The organism is Aquimarina pacifica (genome assembly GCF_000520955.1).
Classification (GTDB): domain Bacteria; phylum Bacteroidota; class Bacteroidia; order Flavobacteriales; family Flavobacteriaceae; genus Aquimarina; species Aquimarina pacifica.
Map to the genome: position 1 here is coordinate 1 of NZ_JACC01000051.1, position 26,805 is coordinate 26,805.

The window sequence follows — 26,805 nt, forward strand, 5'->3', positions numbered from 1 at the left end:
TGTAACGATTATTCAGGACGTCACAAAAACAAGATTTTTTTAATTATTCAGTGCCTCAGCACCACCAACTATTTCTAAGATTTCATTAGTAATAGAAGCCTGTCTTGCTTTGTTATAAGATAACTTAAGTGAATCCCTAAGTTCTGTAGCATTATCTGTAGCTTTATGCATGGCAGTCATACGTGCGCCGTGTTCTGATGCAAAAGAATCTCTAATTGCCTTATACAATTGTGTTTTGAGTGATTTTGGTATCAGCTGCTCAACAATTTCCTCCTTAGATGGTTCAAAGATATAATCAAGGCTAACATTTGTGTCACTTTCTACAGGAACAATCGGCAAAAATTGTTCTGTAGTTACATCTTGAGAAGCCGCATTTCTAAATTTATTGTACACGACCACAATCTTATCATAAGATCCATTAGTAAACAATTGCATTAACTCTTCAGCAATAGCTGAAACATTGGCAAATGTAAGATCATCAAATACTTCATTCTTATTAGCAATAACTGTATGCGTTTTAGAAACGATATCATTTACTTTTTTACCAATAGTAACAAATTCTACCTGTTTACCAGCGTATACGTTTTCGTACAGTTCTCTAACCCCTTTAACTATATTAGAGTTAAATGCGCCTGCCAAACCACGATTTGAGGCTATAGCAACTACAAGTACCTTATTGACTTCTCTTTGTTCTGAATAAACACTTGCACTATCTCCTTCTAATGAAGCGCTCAAGTTTTGCAATAACTCTGTAAGTTTATCTGCATAAGGACGCATTGCAGTAATTGCCATCTGTGCTTTATTCAACTTTGCAGCAGATACCATTTTCATGGCACTGGTAATTTGCATCGTCGAAGAGACAGAGGTAATTCTACTACGTAATTCTTTTAAGTTTGCCATTTTTCTTAGTATTGAGCATTGAGTAGTTAGTAAAAAAATACTATCTAAATCAACACCTATCTAATATTAAACTTTATAAAGTACAGCTTACTGAGAAGTTAATTTCTCAGTAAGCTGTACTAAATGCTAATTTTTATATTTCGCTGAAATCTCTTTACAAGCTGACAGTAGCACATCTGTTACTTCATCAGTTAATTTTCCAGCTTTAAGTGTGTCTAGGGTATCTCTATGCTTTGCATTAAGGTACTCTATGAAATCACCTTCAAATTCCTTTATTTTATTTACAGGAACATCTCTTAGTAGATTCTTAGACCCTGCGTAAATAATTGCAATCTGATCTTCTACTGTATATGGATCATTTTGAGCTTGCTTAAGAATTTCAACATTACGCTTTCCTTTCTCAATTACATTTAATGTTGCTGCATCAAGATCAGAACCAAACTTAGCAAATGCTTCTAGTTCACGGAACTGTGCTTGATCTAACTTAAGTGTACCTGCTACCTTCTTCATTGATTTAATCTGAGCAGATCCTCCTACACGAGATACAGATATACCTACATTAATTGCCGGACGAACACCAGAGTTAAATAAATCTGAAGTTAAAAATATTTGACCATCTGTAATCGAAATTACGTTTGTAGGGATATATGCAGATACATCTCCTGCTTGTGTTTCGATAATTGGCAATGCAGTTAACGATCCTCCTCCTTTTACTTTTGACTTTAATGACTCAGGAAGGTCATTCATATCTTTTGCAATAGTATCATCAGCAATTACTTTTGCTGCACGCTCTAATAATCTAGAGTGAAGATAGAATACATCTCCTGGATACGCCTCACGACCCGGTGGACGACGTAATAAAAGAGATACCTCACGATATGCAACTGCCTGTTTAGATAAATCATCATAGATGATTAATGCAGGACGTCCCGTATCTCTAAAATATTCTCCGATAGCAGCACCTGCAAACGGAGCATATACTTGCATAGGAGCAGGATCAGAAGCATTAGCAGCAACAATAGTTGTATATGCCATTGCACCTTTATCTTCTAATACTTTAGCAATTCCTGCTACCGTAGACGCTTTTTGACCAATAGCAACGTATATACAATATACTGGTTCTCCTGCGTCAAAAAATTCTTTTTGATTAAGTATCGTATCTATACATACGGTAGTTTTACCAGTTTGACGGTCACCAATTACCAACTCACGTTGTCCTCTACCTACAGGCACCATGGCATCTATAGATTTAATACCCGTTTGTAATGGTTCTGTTACTGGTTGACGAAAAACTACTCCAGGAGCTTTACGCTCTAATGGCATTTCGAAAGTTTCACCTTCTATCGCACCTTTACCATCGATTGGAGTACCTAAAGTATCTACCACACGACCAACGATTCCTTCTCCTACATTGATAGATGCAATACGTTGTGTACGTTTTACTGTTGCACCTTCTTTCACTTCTGTTGAAGAACCTAATAGTACTACCCCAACGTTATCCTCTTCGAGGTTCAATACGATACCTTCTAATCCAGATTCGAACTGTACTAATTCTCCATATTGAGCATTAGCCAAGCCATATACTCTGGCGATACCATCTCCGATCTGTAGTACTGTACCTACTTCTTCTAATGAAGCTGATGCTTCAAATCCAGATAACTGTTGTTTTAATATTGCTGAAACTTCAGCAGGATTCACTTCTGCCATTTTATAATAGTTTGTAAGACCAAATTAGTAGCCTCTTATTATTAAATTTATATTATTAGGTAATTATTAATTACTTAATTCTCTTTTTAAATGTGTTAATTTATGTGCAATACTTGCATTATACTGCAAGTCTCCCACTCGAAGAATAAATCCCCCGATAATACTTTCATCAACACTATTTTCTATTGTTGCTTCATTACCTGTAAGCTCTTTGACTTTGGCCATCACCATAGTACTCAAAGCTTCGTTTATTGGAACCGCAGTTGTAACCTTGGCTACCTGTGTATTATGTAACTGATCAAACAAAATCGTATATTGTTTTGCTACATTAGGCAATAGATCTATTCTTTTGTTTGCGATCAAAACTTCAAATAGTTTTTGAGTACCTTCTCCAACATTTTTGAATATTTCTTTCAAAGAAGCTAATTTGACTTCACTTTTAATCAATGGGCTACTTAACACCATTTTGAGTTCGGCACTACCATCTACCGTAGCGATAATACTTTGCATATCTTCCTGAATGGCCGAAGTAGTCTTGTTGTCCTGAGCTAAACTCAAAACTGCTTTTGCATAACGTATTGCTGCTCTACTCATTTACTTCTTAGTTTAAAGTAACTTCTCCCAACATAGACTCAACCAATTCTAGTTGCTTACCATTGTCAGACAATTCTTTTCGTACTATTTTTTCTGCGATCTCAATAGAAAGGCCTGCTACTTGTGTTTTTACTTCTGCAATTGCAGCCTTTTTCTCACTTGCTATTGTTGCTTGTGCTTGTGCAACTACTTTATCAGCTTCTGCTTGAGCTTCTGCTTTTGCCTCTGCAATTATATTTTCTTTAAGCTCCTTTGCTTCTTTAAGCATTCCATCTCTCTGAGCTCTTGCTTCATTTAAAATTCTCTCATTATCAGATTGTAGGTTCTGCATTTCTTTTCTAGCTTCTTCTGCAGACTCTAATGCATTTTTAATTCCTTCTTCTCTACTATTAACAGCATCAAGAATAGGTTTCCATGCAAATTTTCTTAGTAGTAATACAAGTCCAACAAAAAGTAATATCTGCCAAAAAAACAGACCGAACGAAAAATCATTTATTAACTTCTCCATAATTAATGTATGTTATTCTTTTTTATGGTTTAATTTTAAAAAATATTAAACAACAACTACAACCAACCGTTGCAGTTGTTGTTATCTGTCATAATGAATTAAGATGCAAATAATGCAGCAAATCCAATACCTTCAATAAGAGCGGCAGCAATAAGCATAGCTGTTTGGATCTTACCAGAAGCTTCTGGTTGACGTGCGATAGCTTCCATCGCTTGTCCACCAATTCTACCGATACCTAAACCAGCACCAATTACTATTAAACCTGCTCCAACAATGTTTGGGATAGTCATAACTATATAATTAAAATTAAACGTTCAAAAATTAGTGATGTGCCTCTTCATTAGCCATACCAAAATACAGCGCAGACAACATCGTAAATATATATGCTTGTAATGCAGCTACCAATAATTCTAATATTGATAACGCAAATGCTAGTCCAAATGATAATGGACTACCAATCCAACTTTTAAATAAAAATATCATTCCTACAATACTCATTATTACTACGTGACCTGCAGTCATATTAGCGTATAAACGAATCATTAATGAGAAAGGCTTGATAAAAACACCTAATAACTCAATAGGCGCTAATACTACTTTCATAAAAGTAGGTACACCGGGCATCCAAAAGATATGACCCCAGTAGTTTTTATTTGCCGTTAAATTTGTAATTAAAAATGTAATTAATGCCAGTGCAAATGTAACAGCAATGTTACCCGTAACATTTACTCCCAGAGGAGTCATTCCTAACAAATTTAACAACCATATAAAGAAGAACGTTGTTAGCAGAAAGCTCATGTACTTCTTGTATTTCTTTTCTCCTATATTAGGGATAGCAATTTCGTCTCTAACAAAAAGAACAAGTGGCTCTAAAAAACGACCAATCCCTGTCGGTATACCATTATTCTTTTTATATGATTTAGCCAAGCTTCTAAACATAAAAAACATTAGCACACCTATAAAAAATATTGTCATTACATTTTTAGTAATTGAAAAATCTAGTGGCTTATCATTTGTTGCATGGTGGTGATCGTCATAATTGATCGTCCCCTCGGCATCTGTTTTGTATATTTTAGAGTGGTACAATTTGTAGTAATTTCCATCCACCTCAGCAACGGTTTCTCCATGATGGAATTTTGAAGAAGAAAAAACTTTTAAGCCTCCATCCCAAAGAATCACAGGAAGCGGAAATCCGTAATGCTTTCCTGTTTCTTTATCAGAAAATAACGTAAAATCATGTGAATCCTGAAGGTGATGATCTATAAACTCTTTGATTTCTGTTTTTAAATCTCCTTTTGCCTCTGTTTTTGACTCTTTTGCGAATAAAATGGTATTCGTAAACACCAGAGTAACAATCAATAAAAATTTAACAATAGTACGTTTTTGCATTACGCGTAAAATTTCGGTTCCTAAATTTGGGTGCAAATGTACATAATTATGTTAGATTCTTACACCTTTTTTCCGAAATAAGTTTGAGATTATTAATTTCAGTTTAAAATATTGAATTTCAATTATTTATAATCTTTTAAAATTCTTGAAACCCAATACACTTCTAATATCAGACAAATGACATATGCAATAAAGAAGTCGAGAAAAACACTTTTATGAATTTCTAAATCGGCTACCCTACTAATTACAAGAAAAAGTCCCAGTTTAACCAGACTTCCTGCCATAAAAATAAAACCCACCTGATCTTTGAATTTTTCCCTGAGTACCACAATGATAATTGTTAATAGACAACTAAAAACACCATTAAATACATACGAAAAATTGATAATGAAAAAATCCTTAGTCGGTGTCAAATACTTTACCACAACACTATGTATAAAGTATCCTACGACCAAAACGATACTACACAAAAACAAAAAACGAACTATTTCTTTAATCATTCTTACAAAAACCTCTTTTGCAAATCCTTATCGCGGATTGCTTGTATCCACTAAAGAATCTATAAAACCAAAAATGGTATGTACTTTTAGCATTGTGCAAACAAATTTGAAGAAAAACAAACACTATCTTAATTGGGATTCATCGATTAGACTTATTATTAATACGGTCTAATTGTTTAATTACCACGTATATTGAGGTTACCATTCCAAAAAGCACAAAGCCCATAGTGAACCATTGTTTTTCTAGCTGATAATGGGCATCAAGTTTTTTCCCGGCGTAGGCACATAGAAATATAGTCGCTCCCATCTGAAATGCTATTCCAGATAATGCGGCATATTTTCTAAGCTGTTTGCCCTTGTGGTTGTCCTGTTTTTTGTCCAATAGGTTTGCTTATAGATTTGATGCTTCCGCCTTTCATAGAGCATGATGCATTAAAGTTTGCTCCTGGTTCTACTGCTAGCTTACCTACACTTACTTCACCTTCTATATGTGCAGTTGGTTTAAGGGATAGTGTATTAGACACTGTAAGAGTTCCTGAAAACTTACCTTCAAAATCAGCATCAGAACATTCTAAAGTTCCTTGTATATAGCCTGATTTTCCTACGACTACCTTACCCGTAGTTTTGAATGTTCCTTCTATTGTTCCTTCTATTCTAAAACCACCTTCAGAAACAACATCACCTACGATTTTTGTTCCCTCAGAGATTTTGTTCTGATTGCGTGAGAAATCAGCTGTATTGCTCTGATCTCTGCCTTTTTTATTGTCTGAAAACATAGTATATAATTAAAGGGGGATTAAATTATTATTCTGATTCTAACTCTACTTCTGGGGGTTGGTATTCTTCAATATTTTTATGAATTTGAATAATTCTGTAATTAGGCGACGCAATTGTTAAAAAAGCATGGTCTACTTTATCAAAATATTTCTTTTTTCTATTCCATTTAGTAAGGTCAACACCTCGGGTATCTTCTGTTTTACCCAATGATAGTAACTCTCCAAATCCTTCTGCTTCTAGTTTTGTTCTTCTGGTATGAACAACAACAATTTGCTGATCTTTATCATAAACATCAAGAGAGACTTTCATTTTCTCATAACGAAGCTCTTTGATAATATTTTCTATGTGCTCTTTTAGACCTTGAGCCTGATTATTACCAAAAGTCGAAAAAACATACATCAATTTATGATTTTTTTCTTCTTCTAAGCCTGTTAAGAAGGTTTTTTCTTGTATTTGAGGAATTGTTACTTGATAAATCAACTGTGCCTTTTTTCCTTCTGGACTTTGTGGGTAATTAAGGGCCACATAGTTAAGTGCTTCTTTGTATGCTTCAAAACCTCTATATCTGCCTATTGCCTGAGCTTTTAACAACTCAAATTTTGGTAAAAATTCTCCTTCGCCTCCAAATTTGGTAATCAGCTCATCGCTTCGTTTAATAACTTCTGCATATTTTTGATCCCCAAAATCTTTGTATAATTGATTATACATAGCATTGGGACTATTTTTATCATCTTCTAATGCTTGATCAGGGTTTTGAAGAATCTTAGCATATCTTGATGTCGTATGATTATTAATAATATCTTGTTTGTACGCATTTGACTTTGTCGTATTTCCTTGTGCCAAATAAATTTTATACAGATTATATTTTGTCGGAATTATTAATCTTTCCTCTGGGTTACTGCTTAATAGATTCTCAAACTTATCTATTGCCAACCCATATTCCTGAAACTTTTCTTTATAAACAACTCCTAATTGATAGTATGCAAAATTTCTATCTGTTTGCAAGCTATCAATGATCGCAGGATCTGTTGGTAATTGAGAAATATATGTTTGAGGATCAAATGTTGGGTCAGTGTCTATTGAATATTTCTCTTCTTTCTCTTTTTCTTCTTTTGGAGCTGCGCTTGGGTTAGAAATACTAGAAACTCTCCAGTTATCCTGTAATTCTCTATTCCCAAAAGTTCTTTTAAAAACAGTCTTACCAAAAGCAACTGTTGTTTGATTATAAAAATAAAAAGTGCCTTCACTAGAGTTGTTAGGTCCTCTAGAAGTTGTTCCTATGCCAGCTCCTGGTTGTCTAAACCTCTGTTCTGTTGGCAACTCTCCCTTTATACGAGCAATTTCAGCTGCTCTCTCTGCTATTATTGCCTTGGCTTTTAACTTATCTGTATACTCTTTGTAGTACGCTATTCTTTCTTCGGGAGACATGGCATATACAGTAAGAATACTATCATTTACTGTTGCTATACCTTCATACAAAATTACATCCTCAAGATTATCACGTTTTTTCTTTAAAACTCTATATCTTTTTGAATCTACAACCATACGCTGAAGCGTACTATCATAATACGCTCCTGAATTAGCATATTCTTTTCTATCAAAACTTATATCACCTAATGTATAATAATTGAGAGATTCTAAATACTTATCTTCTGAGTTAGTTCGCAATGATTTATTGTAATAGTCTACTGCCAAATCAATAGAATCATTTGTTTTATGATAAACCGCTATTTGATTATATATCATATCTAGAAATGGCCTGTTTTCTCTATTCTCTTCTAGATCTGTTAATAGTTCTAAAAATTCTTCTATATTACCACTTTCGTAGTCAAAATTTCTAGCTTTGGCCATATAGGCATTCATCATATATCTTCTCGGAGTACGCCTGTTAAGGTCTATAACTTGATCAAATGCATAATTAGCACTATCCTTTCGTCCAAGTTCATTTAACAATTGTCCTTTTATATAGAAATATCGTCCTTTTTCTTCGTTTTTTCTCGTATGAATGGCAGCTTTATTAATATAGGTAACCGCAGAATCTTTTAGTTTAAGATTTATACATGCTTGCGCAATCATTGCGGCAGCATCTGCATACTCCTGAGGTGTCATAACCTCCTGTTCTATCATTCTATTGAGATCTTCAATAGCCTTTTCATTATTATCTAGACGAAGGTTGGTTTTAGCCTTCCACACTTTGGCATGATTAATTGTGTTACTTGCGGGATATTTATAGAGTATATAATTAAAAGCCTCTAAAGCGGGAACAAAACGTTGTTCAAAATATCGTGCTTTCCCTAATAATAAAAATGCCTCATCGATTTTAGGATTACGCTCTTTCCCATCAATTAGCATACTATGCTTCTGGATAGATTTTACAGCTTTTTCTTCTGCTCTGTCAAAATTCTGGTTCAATACTTCGTTAGGCAGCCTCACATCTTCGCTCACAATCATACGTTCTATCGGTAGTAATTCCCAGAAATTATCCTTATAGGAGTCTATAAGCTCTTCCTGACCACTATCAAAAGCTAACCTACCGTTGTATAAAGTGTTATTTTTGGTTGTGACATCATGCCATGCGCGATTTACAAACTTGTTTTTCTTACGAGAACAAGCAAGTCCAATAGTAGCCAAAAGCAACACAAGAGTAACCTGTGATATTTTTCTTCCCAAACCAAATGATTTATTACGAGTGATAACTAAAAAAAAATCTTTTTAGTGTATTTTTTATACAAAAATATGATGTATGTGGTAAAAATACATTTCTTTATCCAAAAAAAAGGTTATTAACAAAAAATTCTCCTTGGGCTCGTGATTTTTAGTATCCTAAGTAGAGTTATCAACAACTTAATTGATTCATAGGATTTTGTCAATAATTTTACCTTAAAATACATTTGCTTTTGTTGCATTTATTACTTTTGCAAAAAAAAGTAATGTCAGATTTTAATACACTCACTATAGCAAATATTATACGTGAGACAGCTAAAGCAGTATCTATAACCTTCGAAATTCCGGCGAACTTAAAAGAAGCATACTCATTTATTTCAGGTCAGTATATCACCATCAAGACCCAAGTCAACGAAAAAGAAATTCGAAGAGCTTATTCAATTTGTAGCACTCCTAAGAGTAATCAGTTGACTGTCGCTGTTAAAGAAATTAAAGACGGAACTTTTTCTGTTATTGCTAATAACGAACTAAAAGTTGGCGACCAACTTGATGTGCATACTCCCGAGGGTAATTTTTTATTACACCAAAATTCTGAGTTAAGTAATACGTACTGTGCATTTGCTGCAGGAAGCGGAATCACCCCTATTCTTAGCATGATCAAATCTGTATTAGAATCTACACCTAATGGTAAATTTGTACTTGTTTATGGTAATAAAACTCCCGAAGAAACTATTTTTCTAAAAGAGCTTCTATCACTAAAAGATCAATACCCAGATCGCTTTTTTCTAGAACTTTTCTATAGTAGAACTGATCAAGAAGGTGCGCATTTTGGAAGAATAGAAAAACCTACCATTAATTATATCTCAAAAAACAAATTCAAAGATGTTTCTTTCGATGCCTTTTATCTCTGTGGGCCCGAAGAAATGATTACAACCGTAACCGAAGTGCTAATTGAAAATAATATCCAAAAAGAAAAAATTCATTTTGAGTTATTTACAAGTAGTAGTGATTCCTCAAATGAAACTGTTTCTAATCTCGAAGGCAAATCTACAATTACTGTAGTTGTTGATGATGAAGAGTTTAATTTTCTTATGGATCAGAAAAAAACGATATTAGATGCTACATTAGAAGAGGACATTGACGCCCCTTACTCATGTCAAGGAGGTGTATGTAGCTCATGCATTTGTAGAATAAAAAATGGTACTGCTGTTATGGAAAAAAACAGTATTCTTACAGATTCAGAAATAGCAGAGGGGCTTGTACTTGCGTGTCAAGCACATCCTACTTCATCTGTTGTGACCGTAGATTTTGATGATGTATAGATAAAGCTAATGTGTTAATAATTGAATTATTTAGTATTAACCGCAATTTGCTGAAAACACAAAACTCTTTTTTATTGTTTTTGTGATTCAAATATTCAATAACTTCTTAATCTGACTCACCACATGTTTCGGAGCGATGGTATACATCACTTTTTCATATCCAGAGGGTACTTTATTACCATATATTGATGTGGGAATCTGACTATATCTCTCTAAATCAGGCAGAATAGCATTTTCTAATGGCTGATTAAAAGGCGCAAATCCTGTAAAAGGGTGTGTTACGCCCCATAACGTAATAGTAGGTATCCCATACATCGCGGCTAAATGTCCGTTGCCACTATCCATAGACAGCATACCGTCTAGATTACTTATTAGTGTCAATTCATCTGCAAAGGGTAATTTGCCAGCAATATTAGTCACATTTTGATATTTACTAGATACCATATGTAAAATATCCTCTTCTTTTTTACCTCCTCCGAAAAGAAAAATCTCTACAGTATTTGTAGCATCTATTGTTTCTATTACCTCAATAATTAATTCTAATGGGTATGTCTTGCTATCATATTGAGCAAATGGAGCAATACCTAACCATTTTTTTACAGAGTTTTGAGTTAACGTTAAAACACCTTGAGTCAATGACTTTTTTACAGGAAACTCATGTTTAGACAAATCTAATGGGTATCCTAATCCTGAGAAAACATCAGCATATCTCTGATGTGTAGTTTTTAGCGATCTAAATACTTTATTCTCTGGTCTTGTTAATGATTTTTTCTCTTTTCTACCTTTATTAATTTGAACTACTTTTATACCTGATAAAGAAAATACTGTCTTTAAAACATTCGATCGTAGCACATTATGCATATCAGCCACAGCCGTTATTTCTAACTTTTTTAGGGCATTGGCCAATCGAATTAGACCTAGAAATCCTTTATGAGCTCCATCAACGTCGGCATGAAACACATTTACATGTTCGATATCAGAGAATATAGGTTCAAAAAACTTTCTTGTAAGTATAGTAATCTTAACATCGGGATATGTCGCCCTAAAAGTGCGAATAACAGGAACGGTCATCGCAATATCACCCATTGCTGATAACCTGATAACCAGAATATGAGTTGATTTTTTCTCTACATCGACCTTATCAATATTTGACATAGGTGTATTAATAAATATGAAAAAATTCGCTTATTAGGATTTTTCTGCTCTCAAAACAGGGTTAAGCTCGTCATCATTATACATTTTCATCTGTTTATAGACTTTCATGTATTTATCTCCTTCCTCAATATCCTTTAATAAAGTATCGATTGCTGTCGATAAATCAACTCGTTGTTCTAAAAGTATATCTAATTTTTTTTGACAAGCATTCTTATGATCTGCCGTAGCATTTTCTCTTACAGTTTCTACATGCATATGGTAAACTTTAAGTGCCAAAATAGACAACCTATCCACTCCCCATGCCGGACTTTCTGTATTTATTGTAGCTCCTTTTTTTGGTGTTACATTGCTATACTTTTCTAAAAAGTAACTATCTATGTACTCTACCATATCAGTGCGGTCCTGATTAGAAGCATCTATTTTCCTTTTTAATGTTAGTGCTGCTACTGGATCAATCTGTGGATCACGAATAATATCTTCATAATGCCATTGCACCGTATCTATCCAGCACTTTCTATATAATAAATGCTCTATGGCTTGTGACTTACTATCATAAGGGTTAGAAAATTCTTGATCTACAGTGTCAATAATATGGTACTTTTCTATGACTTCTCTAAAAATTGAGTTTGCTTTATTGGTAAACATTTCTATTGTTATTTTATCTAAAATGCGTGTTTCCTATTTTGTTTCTACCGGTACTCTCAGTATGTGCATTATCATACATATAATAGTACTCCAACTCCCTTTAACTAAAAAAGGTTTTGAATTCTATTTTCGGCAGATACAAAGGTATCATATTTTGTAATAGTAAAAGAAATCTCAGGTAATAATCAATATAATTCTGGAATACAGATATTTGTATTAAAAAAACACCAGTGTAAAAGGAATTAGTATAAATATCCAAATATTAATTTCTTTGGCAAACTGGTTATACTGCATCTCTAAATAGGTAGTCCCTATTATGGCTAATGGGGTAGAAATGAAAAACAACTCTGAAGTATTTTTTTCTGGAGCAATAAGCCCGACTGCAATTGCAAAAATAAAGTAAGCTATGATAACATTCAGCACCGGCTTAGTACTGGCTGTTTTTTTACCAAACTTAACCAAATACACCGAAAAAAAGAATACAATAAGAATAGCACATACTACAACAGAGAAAAGCCGATCTTTTATAAGATATGCGTCGAACGAAAACGAAACAGGCTCTATATAACCAGAAAATGAGAAAAAAGTGTCATAAAATAACAAGGTAAAACAATTCGCCAGGACATAAACAGAAGTAAGCCCGATAACAGGAATAATCCAATTTTTATAATTCTTGGGATCAAAGTAAAGTATCCCAAAAAACACCAAGCCCATGAAACCAATGCTCCAAAAACAGACCAATGATGCCAGCCCTATGCATATAGAGGCGTTAAGAATTTTGAGATTAACATGCTTTTCATTTTTAAGATATACTATGTTTTGTGCCGCCAATTGCACAAAAATACTAGACAATAAAATATCAAAATTGATTAAGGAATATGGCAACATCCCCGTTATAACAGCATATAATAATATTGTAAATGTTCCTTTCTGTGTGAGATCGTTTCTTTGAACTTCTGCACTAAGCATTCTCATCGGTAATATATACAACAACATGCTGCCAATTGTAATCAATATATGGCTGTTTTCTAGTGTAAATCCTTTTTTGTAAAAGGCTATACAAAACAAAATAGCCATGTATAATGCCACTACAATGTAATTAATAGGTTTTGATTTACTAAAAAAGCTTGATAACACTAGTATTTTTTATATTTTTGCAAAGGAAAATACTCTGGTATTTCCATTATTATATATTATTAGCAATTTATAAAAAGTTTTTAGTTTAACTCATTAGAAGTTTCTAAAAGAAATATAGAATATATTATGAAAGAATTTTTTGAAGCAATCCAATCCTTTTTTGTTGATTTATTATTTGCTCCTTTTGATGCGCTAAGAGCATTAGAATTAGAAAGCTGGACTGCAGCAAATGTGGTAAATTGGATATTTATGATTGTAGGTTCCTTAGCATTTATTTATTGGATGAAGGAACTTAAAAAATTTAATGATAATGATGAAGAGGATAGAGATCCTAAAGCACATTCATTTTTGAATTAAAAAACTCCTAAAAATACACTCTCAGTTTAGAGATACTATTAAAAAACTCCTACTAAAAACAATTTTAGTAAGAGTTTTTTTTGTACCACAGAATTAGAAAGATTACAAATCGAATCCCAAATCTTTTCTATAATACATTTTGTCAAAGTGCATTTTTTCTATACTATTATAAGACTTTTTTAAGGCACCCTTAAAATCTTCATCAAAAGATGTAATTGCAATTACTCTACCCCCATTAGTTACTACTTTATCACCATTTACAGTAGTTCCTGCATGAAAAATAATAGATTCTGAACCTGAAATTGTGTCTAAACCTTTAATTTCTTTTCCTTTTTCATAAGCCTCGGGATATCCTCCAGAAACTGTCATTACTGTAGTAGCGGTTCTAGGATCAAGCTCTAATTGAACGGTATCCAAAGTTTGTGCACCAACATGATTAAATAACTCTACCAAATCAGTTTTGACTCTTGGTAGTACCGCCTCTGTTTCTGGGTCTCCCATACGTACATTGTATTCAATAACCTTAGGGTCGTTTCCTACTTTGATAAGCCCAATAAAAATAAAACCTTTATAGTCTATATTTTCTTTTGCCAAGCCATCTACTGTAGGTTTAATGATCTGCTCTTCTATCTTCTTCATAAAAGCATCATTAGCAAAAGGAACAGGTGAAATTGCTCCCATACCTCCTGTATTAAGTCCTGTATCTCCTTCTCCTATTCGTTTATAATCTTTGGCGGTTGGTAGTGTTACATAGTTTTTACCATCTGTTAATACGAAAACACTAAGCTCAATACCATCCAGAAACTCTTCTATAACAACTTTTTCACTGGCCGCTCCAAATTTCTTATTGGTAAGCATATTTTCGAGTTCTAACTTGGCTTCCTCGAGATTCTGAAGGATCAAAACTCCTTTACCCGCTGCAAGACCATCTGCCTTCAAAACATATGGTGCGCTAAGTGTTTCTAAAAATTGCTTTCCTTCGTTTACAGTCTCTGCATCAAAACTTTGGTATGCAGCTGTAGGTATATTATGTCTAAATAAAAATTCTTTTGCATACTCCTTACTTCCTTCTAATCGTGCTCCTTCCTGAGAAGGTCCAATCACAACAACATCCTTAAGACCTTCATCTTTTGCAAAATAATCACTAATACCCTGAACCAATGGATCTTCTGGCCCTACTACAACCATTTCAATATTCTTTTCTAATACTAAATTTTTAATAGCGGAAAAGTCTGTAACTGCTATCGGTATATTAGTGGCTATTTCTCTTGTTCCTGCGTTACCTGGGGCAACAAACAAGTTATCGCAAAGTGAACTTTGTGTAATTTTATAAGCGAATGTGTGTTCTCTTCCTCCGGATCCAAGTACTAAAATATTCATGATATGCTATAAGTGTTTTTACGGCCTCAAAAATAGTTTATTCGATGTTGTATAGCTAATTGTTTTTAGATAAAAACAATATATCTAGTAAGCCATTTACTTATTTATTGAGGTTATTACGAATAATTCTACTGCTTAAAATACTTCTTTTCTTTAACAATAGAGGAATTACAATAGAGAAGAATACTATTCCACTAAATCTCACGAGCATAGATTCGAACAATAATGATATTAAAAGAATAAGAAATACTGAAAATTCATTTCTGCTTCGCTTCATTCGTATTGCCAGTACTACAAAAATACTGACTAATACACCAAATCCTATAATCCCTGTTTGTAGATAGGTTTGCAAAAATTGATTATGCGAATTGTATCTATTTTGATAATTGAGTCGATATTCTAATTCTTTATATTTAGATATAAGGACATCATTTGCATCTCCCACTCCATATCCTAAAATAGGTGCATCTTTTATTAACTTTATACTTGCATCCCAAGCCAATATTTTTGATTTGGCAGATGTATTTACCTCATACCCTTCTATTTTATTATAATATTTTATTCTAGAATAAATATCTGTGAGTTTAGGGTTGTTCAAAAATAAGATGGTTCCCAAAACAAACACTATCAACATAATATACTTCTTCTCTTTGTCTACAATTTCAAAAATAAGCACTAACGACATAATCCATAAAATAAGGTATGCTGATACCGAAGCCAATAAAAAGAGGTAAAAGAATAATATGACGATTACTACGAATCTTAGTCTTGACTCTATCTTGTTTTTGAGATAATAACTTAGTACCAATAAGATATAGATAGATATGTAATTAGAATTCACTGATTTTGAAAATGAATCGCCAATAAAAAAATGGTGCCATTCTCTATATATTCCTTCTATAAATGAAAATGCTTCATTTGATTTATTAATATCATTAAGGTGCCATATTAAATCACATCCCGTACGTATGATATTGATAAAAAATGAAACTAACAGTCCTAACAACAGAAAATCAAATAACCGTCGTACCGTAGCTGCATCTTCTTTCACAAATAAAAAAATAATAGGAAATAACAGTAATGTTAGAGATCGCTGTACTAATTCTAATCCACTAGATAGGTTTTCGGTATAAATCAAGCCAAAGAGCATTACTATGAAATACAAAGGAAATAGTAATACTGATTTATCTAAAACAAATTTTCTTTTTGTTTTAAATATCATTGCGACACCAAAAACAATCGAAAGCATAAAGAAAGGAGTAGGCAGATTTATTCCCAAAGGAAGCAAAAAAAAGGCTACAAATAGGCTGTTCCAGAAGATCATGGTAGTCCAGTGATCTTCTTTATAAAACATATTCATTATCCGAGCTATTCTTTTAGATAATTTCACTTAACTTTTTATTATTAATAATGATCCTAATAGGCTTTATCCTCTCCCCTAATTGCATTAATTGCTGTTAAAATTGTAATTTTAATGTCTAAAAGAAGTGACCAATTTTCTACATAAAAAATATCATACTTTACTCGATTCACAATGTCCTTATTAGTTTCTATTTCTCCTCTAAAGCCACTCACCTGAGCTAACCCAGTTATTCCTGGCTTAACAAAATGCCTTACCATAAACTTATCTACTCTCTGTGCAAAATCTTCATTATGCTTAACCATATGCGGTCGGGGACCCACAACTGACATTTCTCCTTTGAGTACGTTAAGAAATTGAGGGAGTTCATCAATACTTGTTCTTCTTATAAACTTCCCTACCCTTGTAACTCTTACATCGCCTTTAGTCGCTTGATTTACATTGTTATTAGGTTTCATAGATCTATATTTATAACAATAGAATTCTCTATAATCTAATCCGTTTCTACGTTGTTTAAAAAACACGGGGCCCTTAGATTCTAATTGTATAAGTATTGCAATAAGAGGTGTCATCCAAGAAAGAATTCCTACTAAAACAAAAAGAGAAAGTAAAATATCAAAAGTTCTTTTGGTAAATTTATTAATTGAATCCTCTAACGGTATTTCTCGAAATGACAATACCGGAATGTATTCGTAATAATTAAAGATTAATTTTTTAGTGAAAATATCCTTATTATCCGGTATAAATTTTAAAATTTTTAAGTTGTTTTCAGTAAAATTCACAATATCTTGTAATTGATCATTTGATAATTCAGCAATTGAACAGTAGACCTCATCAATTTCATTTTCTACTATATAATCAAAACAAGCATCAAGATTAAATGTGTGTTTTTCAACACAAAACTTTTTTAGAAACTTATATCCAAAATCCGGTTTCTCCTTAAAAATTTTAATTAATTGATCTGTTTTTTTATTATCCCCAATAACAACAACTTTTCTAATATTTCCCCCAAACACCCTATATTTTGATAATAAGTATAGAAAAACCAATTTGCCAAAAGTAACTAAAACTATAATGGCCAGAAGGTATTTCCCCATTTCTAACCTACTAATATCTGGTTGTCTAAAAAACCCTATAAAAGCATAAAGGATTAGAGAAAAAATTAAAAATTGCCGAATTGAAGAAGCTAAAATTTGAACAAGTTTCGAGAAACGTTTAATATCATAAAACCCATTCTTTATTGAAAGGAAAATCCATAATATCGAGATATAACCTAAAAACAAAAGTTTTTGTTCCATATTAGTCTGGAACAAAAATATTGTGACATTAATAATAAATAAATCTACCAAACAGAAAAGAGGCTTTATATAAGCCGAATATCTACCAATCCTACTTTTCATGTATTGTTAAATTTATGATTTTAAAAAATCTCTATGTTCACTCTTATTAAGTTCTTCAGAAGACAGTCTATTAAAATAGTCTAATGTTAACCGCATACCATCTATTCGTTTAACTTTAGGCTCCCATCCTAAGATTTCTTTTGCTTTTTTAATATCCGGTTGTCTTTGTAACGGGTCATCAGTAGGCAACGGCTTATATATCACTTTTTGGTTTGTACCTGTTAATTTCACAATTTCTTGAGCAAAGTCTTTGATTGTAATTTCGTCTGGATTACCGATATTAACTGGATAACAATAATTGCTTAATAATAATTTATAAATTCCTTCTATTTGATCATCAACATAACAAAAAGATCTTGTCTGAGATCCATCACCAAATATAGTTAAATCTTCACCTCGTAATGCCTGTCCGATAAATGCGGGAACCACTCTACCATCATTTAGTCTCATTCTAGGACCATAAGTATTAAAAATTCGTGCTATTCTTGTTTCTAAACCATGATAAGTGTGATAAGCCATGGTTATTGATTCCTGAAATCGTTTTGCCTCATCATATACTCCACGTGGCCCAATGGTATTTACATTACCATAATACTCTTCATTTTGAGGATGTACTAATGGATCTCCATAAACTTCACTTGTTGAAGCAATTAAAATTCTTGCATTTTTTTCTTTAGCAAGACCTAAAAGATTATGGGTGCCTAAAGATCCAACTTTTAAAGTTTGAATAGGAATTTTTAAATAATCAATAGGACTAGCCGGAGAAGCAAAATGTAAAATATATTCTAATTTACCTGGTACGTGAACAAATTTTGAAACATCATGATGATAAAACTCAAAATTCTTAAACTTAAATAAATGTTGAATATTTTTAAGATCTCCCGTTATCAGATTGTCCATTGCAATAACATGAAAACCTTCCTCTACAAATCTATCGCATAAATGAGACCCTAAAAAACCGGCCGCTCCAGTGATTAACACTCTTTTCATACTTGCTTTTTTGAAATAACAGTATCTCTACCAATTGAATAATATGAAAGATTTTCTTTTCTAATATCTTCTAAATCATATAGGTTCCTACCATCAAAAATTACATTACCTCCCATAGCCTCTTTTAGTTTTGAAAAATTCGGAGTTCTAAAAATACTCCATTCTGTGCAAATTATCAGTGCATCGGCTTCTTTCAAAGCATCATACATTGTTTTGGCAAATTTTATTTTCGTATCATACTTACGTGCAACATTATCCATTGCTTCTGGGTCAAAAGTTGAGATGCTTACCCCTTCTTCCAATAATGCATTAATTACATCTAACGCAGGTGCTTCTCTAATATCATCAGTCTCTGGTTTAAATGCTAATCCCCAAATCGCAAACTTTTTTCCTGCTAGATCATTATTAAAATGACTTTTAATCTTAGGCAATAAAGCTACTTTTTGTTTTTTATTAACTTCAATTACTGATTCTAATATTTTAAAATCATATTGATCTTCTTTTCCTGATTTATGAAGTGCTTTTACATCTTTTGGAAAGCATGACCCACCGTATCCAATACCTGGAAATAAAAAGCGTTTACCGATTCTAGAATCTGTACCCATACCTTTTCTCACTTTATCAACATCAGCACCAACTTTTTCGCAATAATTCGCAATTTCATTCATAAAGGTAATTTTGGTTGCCAAAAAAGAATTAGCAGCATACTTCGTAAGCTCTGCGGATTTCTCGTCCATAATAATTATTGGATTTCCAGATCTTACATATGGTTTATATAGTTTTTGCATTAACTCAATTGCTCTCTCAGAAGTTGACCCTATTACGATTCTTTCTGGTTTCAGAAAATCATCAACTGCTAAACCTTCTCGAAGAAACTCAGGGTTTGACACTACGTCAAAAGAACATTTCGCATTTTCTGAAATTACAGACTTTACTTTTTCTGCTGTTCCGACAGGCACAGTACTTTTATCTACAATAACTTTATACTCAGAAATTAATCTTCCTATTTGTTCAGACACTCCTAAAATATAGGATAAATCTGCGGACCCATCTTCATCTTCAGGGGTTGGCAATGCTAAAAAAATAATTTGTCCGTGATTCAGGCCTTCTTCTAAAGAGGTAGAAAACGTTAGTCTACCCGCTTTTATATTTCTTTCAAAAAGAACGTCAAGATGTGGTTCGTAAATAGGGACTTCACCATTCCGCATTTTTTTTACCTTTTCTTCATTTATATCTACGCAAACCACTTCGTTCCCTGTTTCGGCTAAGCAAGTCCCTGTTACTAAACCTACATAACCTGTTCCTATTACTGATATTTTCATTTACTATATTCTTTATAGATATCCTCTAAATATCTTATATTAAAATTCAAATTATAATTATTCTTAAACAATTCAGATGAATTCTCTTCAAATTTTTTCCTAAGTTTATCATTTTTATAAAGTTCGATAATTTTCTTGGCCATAAGTAAGTGATTACTATTTTCAACTATGTAGCCATTATAATTGTCCTTTACTAAATCTCTATTGCCATCACATTCTGTTACAACACAGGCCTTTGAAAGAGCCAGGCTTTCAATAATAGAATATGGTAATCCTTCATACCTTGAAGTTGAAATGTAAAACAAAGAATTCTTTATAATAGCAAGAATTTTTTCTCTTTCTATCCAATTTATCAAGATAACGTTATTATCAAGATTTAATTCTTTTATCAGTTCAACAATATTATCTCTGTTTGGACTATACTGTCCAACGCCCATAATAACGAGATATACATCTGGTATTTGATCTTTGACCTTTTTAATAACATTGATCATCATTTCAATATTCTTTTGATACGAAGGTCGTCCCACTGTGCATATATATTTATTCGGTAAATCTAAATGGGGAGAGTTTCCGAAAGCATCAAGAGGAATAATAGAATTATTAAACTTTAGCGCTCTTTTATTCGAATAACCTACTTCTTTAACACCTCTAATCCTTTCAGATTCTGAAGTCGCTAGTAAAATTGAATTAAACTTTCTAAATACTCTTTCAAGAAATAAAAACAATTTCCTTTTTAAGGGAGATTTTGCACTTAAATAGGAATAAGCATGTGGTGTATGTAAAACATTAATTCGAAAAAATATAGATGCAGCTCTGGCAATTATACCTCCTTTTGCACTATGTGCATGTAGAACATCAGGTTTTTCATTTTTTAATATTTTAATTGTTTTGTAAACAGCCATTATATCTTTGAAAAGACTAATTTCTCTTTGGATCGGGATAAAAAATTGTTTAATCTCTTCTCCATAAGAATTCAAATATTTCTTTTTACTCTCTCCTTTCTGATGTATTATAATGTTTTCGACATTAGCGGCATCTATGTTTTCTGTCACTAATCTTAAGTAAACATCAACACCTCCAACAGATTGCAAAACATGGGCTACTTTAATTCTATTCGATTTCAACTTTTTTCAAAAATTTGAATTGATGTGCAAATATAGAAAACCATAAGCCACTAAATGTTATTCCATCATATCTAATTAAAAAATCATCCGTAAAATTGCAAATAAAAAAAATTACACAAAAAGAAATAATTAGTGGATTATTGAGCTTAATACCCAGCCAACCGATACCTAAAATGTATATTAAAACAACCAACAGTCCTAATAATCCAAATTTTAAAAGAAAATCAATATACTGATTATGTGTTGGAAACTTATTTCTGGCCAAAAATTTTTGATCCGTTTCCTCATAATATTTTATAAGTTCTTTTTTTCCATCCGATGAACCGAATCCCGTAAATATTCTTTCCTTAGATAATGATATTGCAGATTTCCAAATAGTAACTCTGGTTACTAATTTGCCGTATATTTGTTTTTCTGGGTTTTCGAACTCATCAAGTTTTCCGACCATATCCAAATTCGAAAAACTACCTTTTGTGTATTTATGAGTTACATAAGGAAAAGACTTTGCGAAAATTGATAAAGCAACGACAATAAATAAAATCGTTAAAACAGCCATTTTTACTAATTTTTCTGTTTTCATTGTTTTGTTCAAAAAATGATGCGTCAAGACAATAAAACAACCAATAATACTAGTTAAAACAGCAACTCGGGTATTAATAATTAATAAATAAAAGAATGATAATAGAAATGAAGTGATTTGAAATACTAACATATACTTTGAACTTCGCTTTGAAAAAAGCAAGAAAAAAGCACCTACAGTAACAAAAGAAACGTGCATATTGAGTGCAGGAGCATGCATAAAAAAACTGGATGAAAAATGATAACCCATCTCCCACAAATGTATTCCTTTTAAATATTTTGTGACATTTTCGGGATACAATATCAAATATCTAAAAAATAAGATCGTCAATATAATAGTCATAGTACCAACATATGACTGTATTAGTTTCAAAAAATCAATCTTTTTCGAAAAACCAAGTATAAATAATGGGAAGATTAATAACGTAAGCCTTTTTTCTGCCGATTTTAAACCTGAAACTAAACTATCATTATTCCAGAAAAAAAGTACATCTAATAAAAATGGGCTCGCTATTATTATTAATAAAACTATATTCTTTTTATCATATTTTAATTTTTTAAAAAATAAAATATTGAATAGAACAAATGCCATTATTAAAACAGTACTTAGTTTTCTAAATATTAATGTTGAAGCAATTACAACAAGAAAACAATTATATATATCTTCATATTTTTTTTCTAAAAACTTCATAATTCAATAAATAGTAAATTAATGGAAATACACCTATTTTATGTCTGGCTGCTGACCCTAAATCAGGCTCAAAAACCCCTTGAATTATAAAATATGAAAATAAAAAATAAAACATCCATATATCATAATTGCCTTTTTCTCCTTCTTTTAAACACCTCCCATATCTTCTATACAACATAATAAATAATGATAATTGCCAAAAAACAAAAGCAATAATTTGAGGTTTAAAAAGAAATTTAAGTCCGTTAATGGGTAAATTAACGGTAAAAAAACCATACACTATTCCAAATGACTCACCATACCAAGTATCTGTAGATAATGGCGGAATTATCATTGAATTTGCATTTCCTGACCCAATTCTATGTTCGTTTACCAACTCTCGCGTTTTATGAGAAATAAAAACCCCTTTTAGCAATCCATAACTTAAAGATACTCCGATCATAATAAGTATACCGTATAAGATGCTAATAACTCGCTTATTCTTAAGTTTAATCAAACTTATCCCATACATAACAACCATTAGAAAAACAATAAGTATATAATAACGTCTAAAAAAAAACCCAAAAAAAAGAATTAGTGACAATCCTATAAATACTGTTTTTTTTATATTTTGATTTCTTTTCTGAAAAATTCTAATAATAATAAAAATGCATAAAAAATTGATAAACTCTTTTGTTGGCATTGAAATAAAAATCGCCAAAATTACAATGGATACATAAATCAAAATATTTTTACCAGTAAGCCTATTAAATTCTTTAGGGACACCTATTTTAAAAAGCAAAATATAAACAATGAAAAATTGAATTACCCCTATAATTGAAAAGTGCAAGTATTTTAGGCCTGTAATCTTGTAAAACCATATAGAAAAAGGATAACTCCCCAGAAGTCCTATCTCGTTCAACTTATCAAAAATAATGATCTTGGAATCCAAAAAAAAACTTTTGGGAAGCACATAATATGATAGGGCAGAAATTATTAATCCCAAAAAGAACAATAGAAAAAAAACACTATTTGATTTAGATACTTTCAATATTATCCCATTTTTTTTAAGACATCAAATACTTTTTTTGCACTACTGTCAAGGCTTCTGTTTTCTTTGAGCCAATTAGTGAAAAAACTAATTTGATATTCAAATTCATTAGTACCTAAATTATCCAATTTATTATTAAGTCGTATAATTGAGTTTGAAAAATCTTCTACATTATTTTTAGCTACTTCACCAGATTTAGAATCTAATATTGTTTCTAAATGATCACCTATATCTGACCCAACTACAAATTTCCCAAAACTCATATAATCTAAAGTTTTTAGAGGTGAATTATACTTTAAAATATAATTATGATCATATAAATAAGGGCTTAAGCCTATCCTGGCTTCTTCTAAAACATATTTTAATTGATACATAGGGATTTGATCGTATAAAAAAATATGGTTTTGTAGATTGAGCGTGTTTATTTTTTCTCTTAGTTCAATAAAATCTTTATCTGTTCCTTTTCCAAAAATATTTAATTCTTTTTGTAATCCTTTTGCGTGAATATTGGCAATTACTTCGATTATAAAATTTAATCCTCTAGAACTCGAGATTGTTCCTAAATAACAAAGGCTATTCTTTTTAACTTTTCTTTTTATAGCCTTTATTCTTTCAGGTATTTCTAGAGTTTGCGAATCATCATACATTTTTACACAAGAAGATATACAATGAATTTCTCTGTTAATAAAATTTTGAAAATACTGTTTCATATCTTCACTCATTACAATGACAGCGTCAGCCCTTTTAATCAGAAAGTTCCTTAACCATTTTGCAAAACTTGAGAGTATTGCATATTTAAATCCTTTTGATTGACCCACTTCTTCTGCTTTTAAATGAGTAATTCTGTATATAAATTTTTTTCGTCTTAATCTAGCAGCAACATAAGATACAAATGCAATGATTGGTTCATCATGAACCAAAATATACTTCATTCCTTTAACTCTAGAATCAAATATTAGTGTTTTAAAGACATAAAAAATTAAATAAGCACTATAAGCGACTCTTCTTGCTATATTTTTTGTACTATTTTTTTTAAGTTTTAGTAGTACATTTCTATGATCGAAATCAGATTCTCCTCTTTCTGTAACAATCATTTTAGTTTTTATATTGTACTTTTCTTCGAGTATATCTAAGTAAACATATTTATAATGATCAGGAAAATGAAAATTTACGGGTTCATCATTAATAACTACTAAATCTATCATCTGATATTAATTAAAATCATTTTTTATGCCTTTATAATAAGCCTTATATACTTTAACAAGATCTTTGAACTTTAGGCGAAATGAATAATAAAGTCCATATTTAATGTAATCCTTATAGATTTTAAACTTAAAATAATTCTTGGCTATGTACCCTTTATTTCTATAATAAATCTCTTCTCTTTGCTCCTTAATATTAATCTTGAAAAAATTTAAAAATGGAATTATTGGTGATTTTACAGTACGAGCTTTGGGATGGTAGTGAATTGCTTTTACAATTGTAGCTAACTTTTTGTTTGCTTTCTTTGCTCTATGAATATACTCTGCCTCATCTCCCCAAATAAACATTTCCTTCTTTAAGAACCCAATATCATGAACTAATGATCTTTTAAGAAGAGTTCCATTAAACGGGTTAATATCCCCTTCAATTATATCATTTTCAACAATATCTTCTACATAATTATACGTTCTTAAATCGAACGATAGTTTTTTTGGCTCATCAATATCTAAAACTAAGGCATTTGAAAAATCTATTTGATATTTAGTAGAATAATTTACTAGGTTTTCTAATTGAGAATTTTTGGGCAACCCATCATCATCCATTAACCATATCCATTCAAACCCTTCGTCATAAGCAAGTTTCATACCTCTATAAAACCCTCCAGCTCCACCATCATTCAATGCTTTTCTGATGTAACTTACTTTTATTTCCTCATTGCTATTATTTAATAGTTTTTGTTCTATTAATTGGTCTTCTGATATGTCTTCTTTAATCATAGAAGCCTCATCAAGTATATTTTTGCTTTTCAGGTATTCAAAAGTACCATCAGTAGATTTATTATCTATAATAAATATCTTATCCACTTTCTTAGTTTGTGATAGAACAGCATCTATACAATTTACTAAAAGTTCTTTTCTGTTATACGATACAATTACTGCGCATACCGATTTATTCTTCATTATCAACTAGCTTTTTTACTGTTTGCAATGCTACATCAATAACATTATGCATATCGTAATATTTATAATCTGCCAAACGTCCTCCAAACAATACGTTACTTTCTTTATTTGCTAATTCTTTATATTTTTCAAAAAGGGTCTGGTTTTTATCATCATTAAGGGGGTAATACGGCTCATTATCTTTTGAAAACTCATGTGGATATTCTCTGGTTATGATCGTATTACTTTGTTTTCCAAACTCAAAATGTTTGTGTTCAATAATTCTGGTAAATGGAATTTCTTTTTCAGTATAATTTACAACAGCATTTCCCTGAAAATCCTGAATATCTAACTCTTCATGTTCAAAGTGTAAACTTCTATATTCTAATTTACCATATTTATACTCAAAAAACTCATCAATCTTTCCTGTATATACAACCTTATGAGCTATGGATGTTAACTTCTCTTTCTCTTCAAAGAAATTAATTCCCAAATTCACCTCAACTCCATCTAATAAACCCTCTATTAGTTTATTATAACCCCCTTTAGGTATTCCCTGATACGTATCATTAAAATAATTATTATCAAAAGTAAAGCGAAAAGGGAGTCTTCTTATGATAAAAGCGGGGATTTGTGTTGCAGGTCTACCCCACTGCTTTTCTGTATACCCTTTTATTAGTTTTTCATAAATATCTTTACCTCCTAAAACCAATGCTTGTTCTTCTAAGTTTTTAGGCTCTTTGATATGTGAATATTCTTTTTTCTGTTCTTCTATTTTAGCTTTAGCTTCTTCTGGTGTCTTTACTCCCCATAATTTATAAAAAGTATTCATATTAAAAGGAAGGTTGAACAATTCTCCCTTAAAATTCGCAATTGGAGAATTGGTATATCTATTAAACTCTACAAATGAATTAACATAATCCCAAATTTCTTTATTGCTTGTATGAAATATATGGGCGCCATATTTGTGCACATTAATCCCATTTATGTTCTCACAGAATACATTCCCTCCAATATGATCTCTTTTATCTACTACCAAAACGGATTTTCCAGCTTTACTCATTTCATGTGCAAAAACACTTCCAAATAAACCAGCCCCTACTATTAAAAAATCGTATTTTTTCATATGT

General features: G+C 31.7%; 26 protein-coding genes. 2 read left to right on the forward strand and 24 right to left on the reverse strand.

The window, feature by feature from the left end; translation table 11 throughout:
• Nucleotides 1-39: 39 nt before the first annotated feature.
• The 10 genes from atpG to porW all read right to left on the reverse strand — a co-directional run bounded on the left by atpG (nucleotide 40) and on the right by porW (nucleotide 9,045).
• Nucleotides 40-900 (reverse strand): ATP synthase F1 subunit gamma, encoded by an 861-nt coding sequence (gene atpG / locus DZ60_RS0119680; protein ID WP_025743734.1) that lies wholly within the window; start codon nucleotides 898-900, stop codon nucleotides 40-42.
• Between the two features lie 126 nt (nucleotides 901-1,026).
• Entirely contained in the window at nucleotides 1,027-2,607 is a 1,581-nt protein-coding gene (gene atpA, locus DZ60_RS0119685) for a F0F1 ATP synthase subunit alpha (protein WP_025743735.1), read from the reverse strand.
• A gap of 66 nt (nucleotides 2,608-2,673) precedes the next feature.
• Nucleotides 2,674-3,201, reverse strand: coding sequence for an ATP synthase F1 subunit delta (gene atpH / locus DZ60_RS0119690; protein ID WP_025743736.1), 528 nt, complete (start codon nucleotides 3,199-3,201; stop codon nucleotides 2,674-2,676).
• 7 nt (nucleotides 3,202-3,208) lie between these two features.
• Nucleotides 3,209-3,709: a F0F1 ATP synthase subunit B gene (locus tag DZ60_RS0119695; protein WP_025743737.1), complete on the reverse strand. Its 501-nt coding sequence runs from the start codon at nucleotides 3,707-3,709 to the stop codon at nucleotides 3,209-3,211.
• A gap of 98 nt (nucleotides 3,710-3,807) precedes the next feature.
• Complete coding sequence (gene atpE, locus DZ60_RS0119700; protein WP_025743738.1) at nucleotides 3,808-3,999, reverse strand: ATP synthase F0 subunit C; 192 nt, start codon at nucleotides 3,997-3,999, stop codon at nucleotides 3,808-3,810.
• 31 nt (nucleotides 4,000-4,030) lie between these two features.
• Nucleotides 4,031-5,098, reverse strand: a complete 1,068-nt coding sequence (atpB, locus tag DZ60_RS0119705; protein ID WP_025743739.1) for a F0F1 ATP synthase subunit A — start codon at nucleotides 5,096-5,098, stop codon at nucleotides 4,031-4,033.
• 122 nt (nucleotides 5,099-5,220) lie between these two features.
• Nucleotides 5,221-5,598, reverse strand: coding sequence for a hypothetical protein (locus DZ60_RS0119710; protein ID WP_025743740.1), 378 nt, complete (start codon nucleotides 5,596-5,598; stop codon nucleotides 5,221-5,223).
• A gap of 139 nt (nucleotides 5,599-5,737) precedes the next feature.
• On the reverse strand, nucleotides 5,738-5,980 hold the full coding sequence (locus tag DZ60_RS24760) for an AtpZ/AtpI family protein (protein WP_025743741.1): 243 nt from the start codon (nucleotides 5,978-5,980) through the stop codon (nucleotides 5,738-5,740).
• Nucleotides 5,940-6,374, reverse strand: a complete 435-nt coding sequence (locus DZ60_RS0119720; RefSeq protein WP_025743742.1) for a bactofilin family protein — start codon at nucleotides 6,372-6,374, stop codon at nucleotides 5,940-5,942. The genes DZ60_RS24760 and DZ60_RS0119720 overlap by 41 nt, the downstream gene beginning before the upstream one ends.
• Nucleotides 6,375-6,402: 28 nt before the next feature.
• Nucleotides 6,403-9,045 carry a type IX secretion system periplasmic lipoprotein PorW/SprE gene (gene porW, locus DZ60_RS0119725; RefSeq protein WP_025743743.1) on the reverse strand — a complete coding sequence of 881 codons (2,643 nt, stop codon included), beginning with the start codon at nucleotides 9,043-9,045 and terminating at the stop codon, nucleotides 6,403-6,405.
• Between the two features lie 260 nt (nucleotides 9,046-9,305).
• On the opposite strand from porW, the gene DZ60_RS0119730 reads away from it, so the two are divergent.
• Nucleotides 9,306-10,361 (forward strand): ferredoxin--NADP reductase, encoded by a 1,056-nt coding sequence (locus DZ60_RS0119730; protein ID WP_025743744.1) that lies wholly within the window; start codon nucleotides 9,306-9,308, stop codon nucleotides 10,359-10,361.
• Between the two features lie 87 nt (nucleotides 10,362-10,448).
• Here the strand turns inward: DZ60_RS0119730 and DZ60_RS0119735 are convergent, their stop codons facing one another.
• The 3 genes from DZ60_RS0119735 to DZ60_RS0119745 form a co-directional block, all read right to left on the reverse strand.
• Nucleotides 10,449-11,516 (reverse strand): glycosyltransferase family 9 protein, encoded by a 1,068-nt coding sequence (locus DZ60_RS0119735; protein ID WP_025743745.1) that lies wholly within the window; start codon nucleotides 11,514-11,516, stop codon nucleotides 10,449-10,451.
• A 33-nt stretch (nucleotides 11,517-11,549) separates the two neighbouring features.
• Nucleotides 11,550-12,161, reverse strand: coding sequence for a DUF4254 domain-containing protein (locus DZ60_RS0119740; RefSeq protein ID WP_025743746.1), 612 nt, complete (start codon nucleotides 12,159-12,161; stop codon nucleotides 11,550-11,552).
• A 216-nt stretch (nucleotides 12,162-12,377) separates the two neighbouring features.
• Nucleotides 12,378-13,298, reverse strand: coding sequence for a DUF6427 family protein (locus DZ60_RS0119745; RefSeq protein ID WP_152537478.1), 921 nt, complete (start codon nucleotides 13,296-13,298; stop codon nucleotides 12,378-12,380).
• 126 nt (nucleotides 13,299-13,424) lie between these two features.
• Between DZ60_RS0119745 and DZ60_RS0119750 the strand changes: the two genes are divergently transcribed.
• Nucleotides 13,425-13,655 carry a DUF6341 family protein gene (locus tag DZ60_RS0119750; RefSeq protein ID WP_025743748.1) on the forward strand — a complete coding sequence of 77 codons (231 nt, stop codon included), beginning with the start codon at nucleotides 13,425-13,427 and terminating at the stop codon, nucleotides 13,653-13,655.
• A 102-nt stretch (nucleotides 13,656-13,757) separates the two neighbouring features.
• Here DZ60_RS0119750 and purD read toward each other — a convergent pair whose 3' ends face one another.
• The 11 genes from purD to glf all read right to left on the reverse strand — a co-directional run bounded on the left by purD (nucleotide 13,758) and on the right by glf (nucleotide 26,801).
• Entirely contained in the window at nucleotides 13,758-15,035 is a 1,278-nt protein-coding gene (gene purD, locus DZ60_RS0119755; RefSeq protein WP_025743749.1) for a phosphoribosylamine--glycine ligase, read from the reverse strand.
• Between the two features lie 100 nt (nucleotides 15,036-15,135).
• Entirely contained in the window at nucleotides 15,136-16,395 is a 1,260-nt protein-coding gene (locus DZ60_RS0119760; RefSeq protein WP_025743750.1) for an O-antigen ligase family protein, read from the reverse strand.
• A 56-nt stretch (nucleotides 16,396-16,451) separates the two neighbouring features.
• Nucleotides 16,452-17,795 (reverse strand): undecaprenyl-phosphate glucose phosphotransferase, encoded by a 1,344-nt coding sequence (locus DZ60_RS0119765; RefSeq protein WP_025743751.1) that lies wholly within the window; start codon nucleotides 17,793-17,795, stop codon nucleotides 16,452-16,454.
• Nucleotides 17,796-17,807: 12 nt separating this feature from the next.
• Nucleotides 17,808-18,785 (reverse strand): UDP-glucuronic acid decarboxylase family protein, encoded by a 978-nt coding sequence (locus DZ60_RS0119770; protein WP_025743752.1) that lies wholly within the window; start codon nucleotides 18,783-18,785, stop codon nucleotides 17,808-17,810.
• Entirely contained in the window at nucleotides 18,782-20,107 is a 1,326-nt protein-coding gene (locus DZ60_RS0119775; protein ID WP_025743753.1) for a UDP-glucose dehydrogenase family protein, read from the reverse strand. Before DZ60_RS0119775 ends, DZ60_RS0119770 begins: the two co-directional genes overlap by 4 nt.
• Entirely contained in the window at nucleotides 20,104-21,234 is a 1,131-nt protein-coding gene (locus DZ60_RS0119780) for a glycosyltransferase (protein ID WP_025743754.1), read from the reverse strand. Before DZ60_RS0119780 ends, DZ60_RS0119775 begins: the two co-directional genes overlap by 4 nt.
• On the reverse strand, nucleotides 21,221-22,504 hold the full coding sequence (locus tag DZ60_RS25720; protein ID WP_025743755.1) for an O-antigen ligase family protein: 1,284 nt from the start codon (nucleotides 22,502-22,504) through the stop codon (nucleotides 21,221-21,223). Before DZ60_RS25720 ends, DZ60_RS0119780 begins: the two co-directional genes overlap by 14 nt.
• Nucleotides 22,479-23,435 carry a hypothetical protein gene (locus DZ60_RS0119790; protein WP_241448766.1) on the reverse strand — a complete coding sequence of 319 codons (957 nt, stop codon included), beginning with the start codon at nucleotides 23,433-23,435 and terminating at the stop codon, nucleotides 22,479-22,481. Before DZ60_RS0119790 ends, DZ60_RS25720 begins: the two co-directional genes overlap by 26 nt.
• A gap of 101 nt (nucleotides 23,436-23,536) precedes the next feature.
• Nucleotides 23,537-24,628: a glycosyltransferase gene (locus DZ60_RS0119795; protein WP_161634445.1), complete on the reverse strand. Its 1,092-nt coding sequence runs from the start codon at nucleotides 24,626-24,628 to the stop codon at nucleotides 23,537-23,539.
• A gap of 117 nt (nucleotides 24,629-24,745) precedes the next feature.
• The gene (locus DZ60_RS0119800) at nucleotides 24,746-25,696 is read right to left on the reverse strand and encodes a glycosyltransferase (protein WP_025743758.1); all 951 of its coding nucleotides are present in this window, start codon (nucleotides 25,694-25,696) and stop codon (nucleotides 24,746-24,748) included.
• The gene (gene glf / locus DZ60_RS0119805; protein WP_025743759.1) at nucleotides 25,686-26,801 is read right to left on the reverse strand and encodes a UDP-galactopyranose mutase; all 1,116 of its coding nucleotides are present in this window, start codon (nucleotides 26,799-26,801) and stop codon (nucleotides 25,686-25,688) included. Before glf ends, DZ60_RS0119800 begins: the two co-directional genes overlap by 11 nt.
• Between the last annotated feature and the right edge of the window lie 4 nt (nucleotides 26,802-26,805).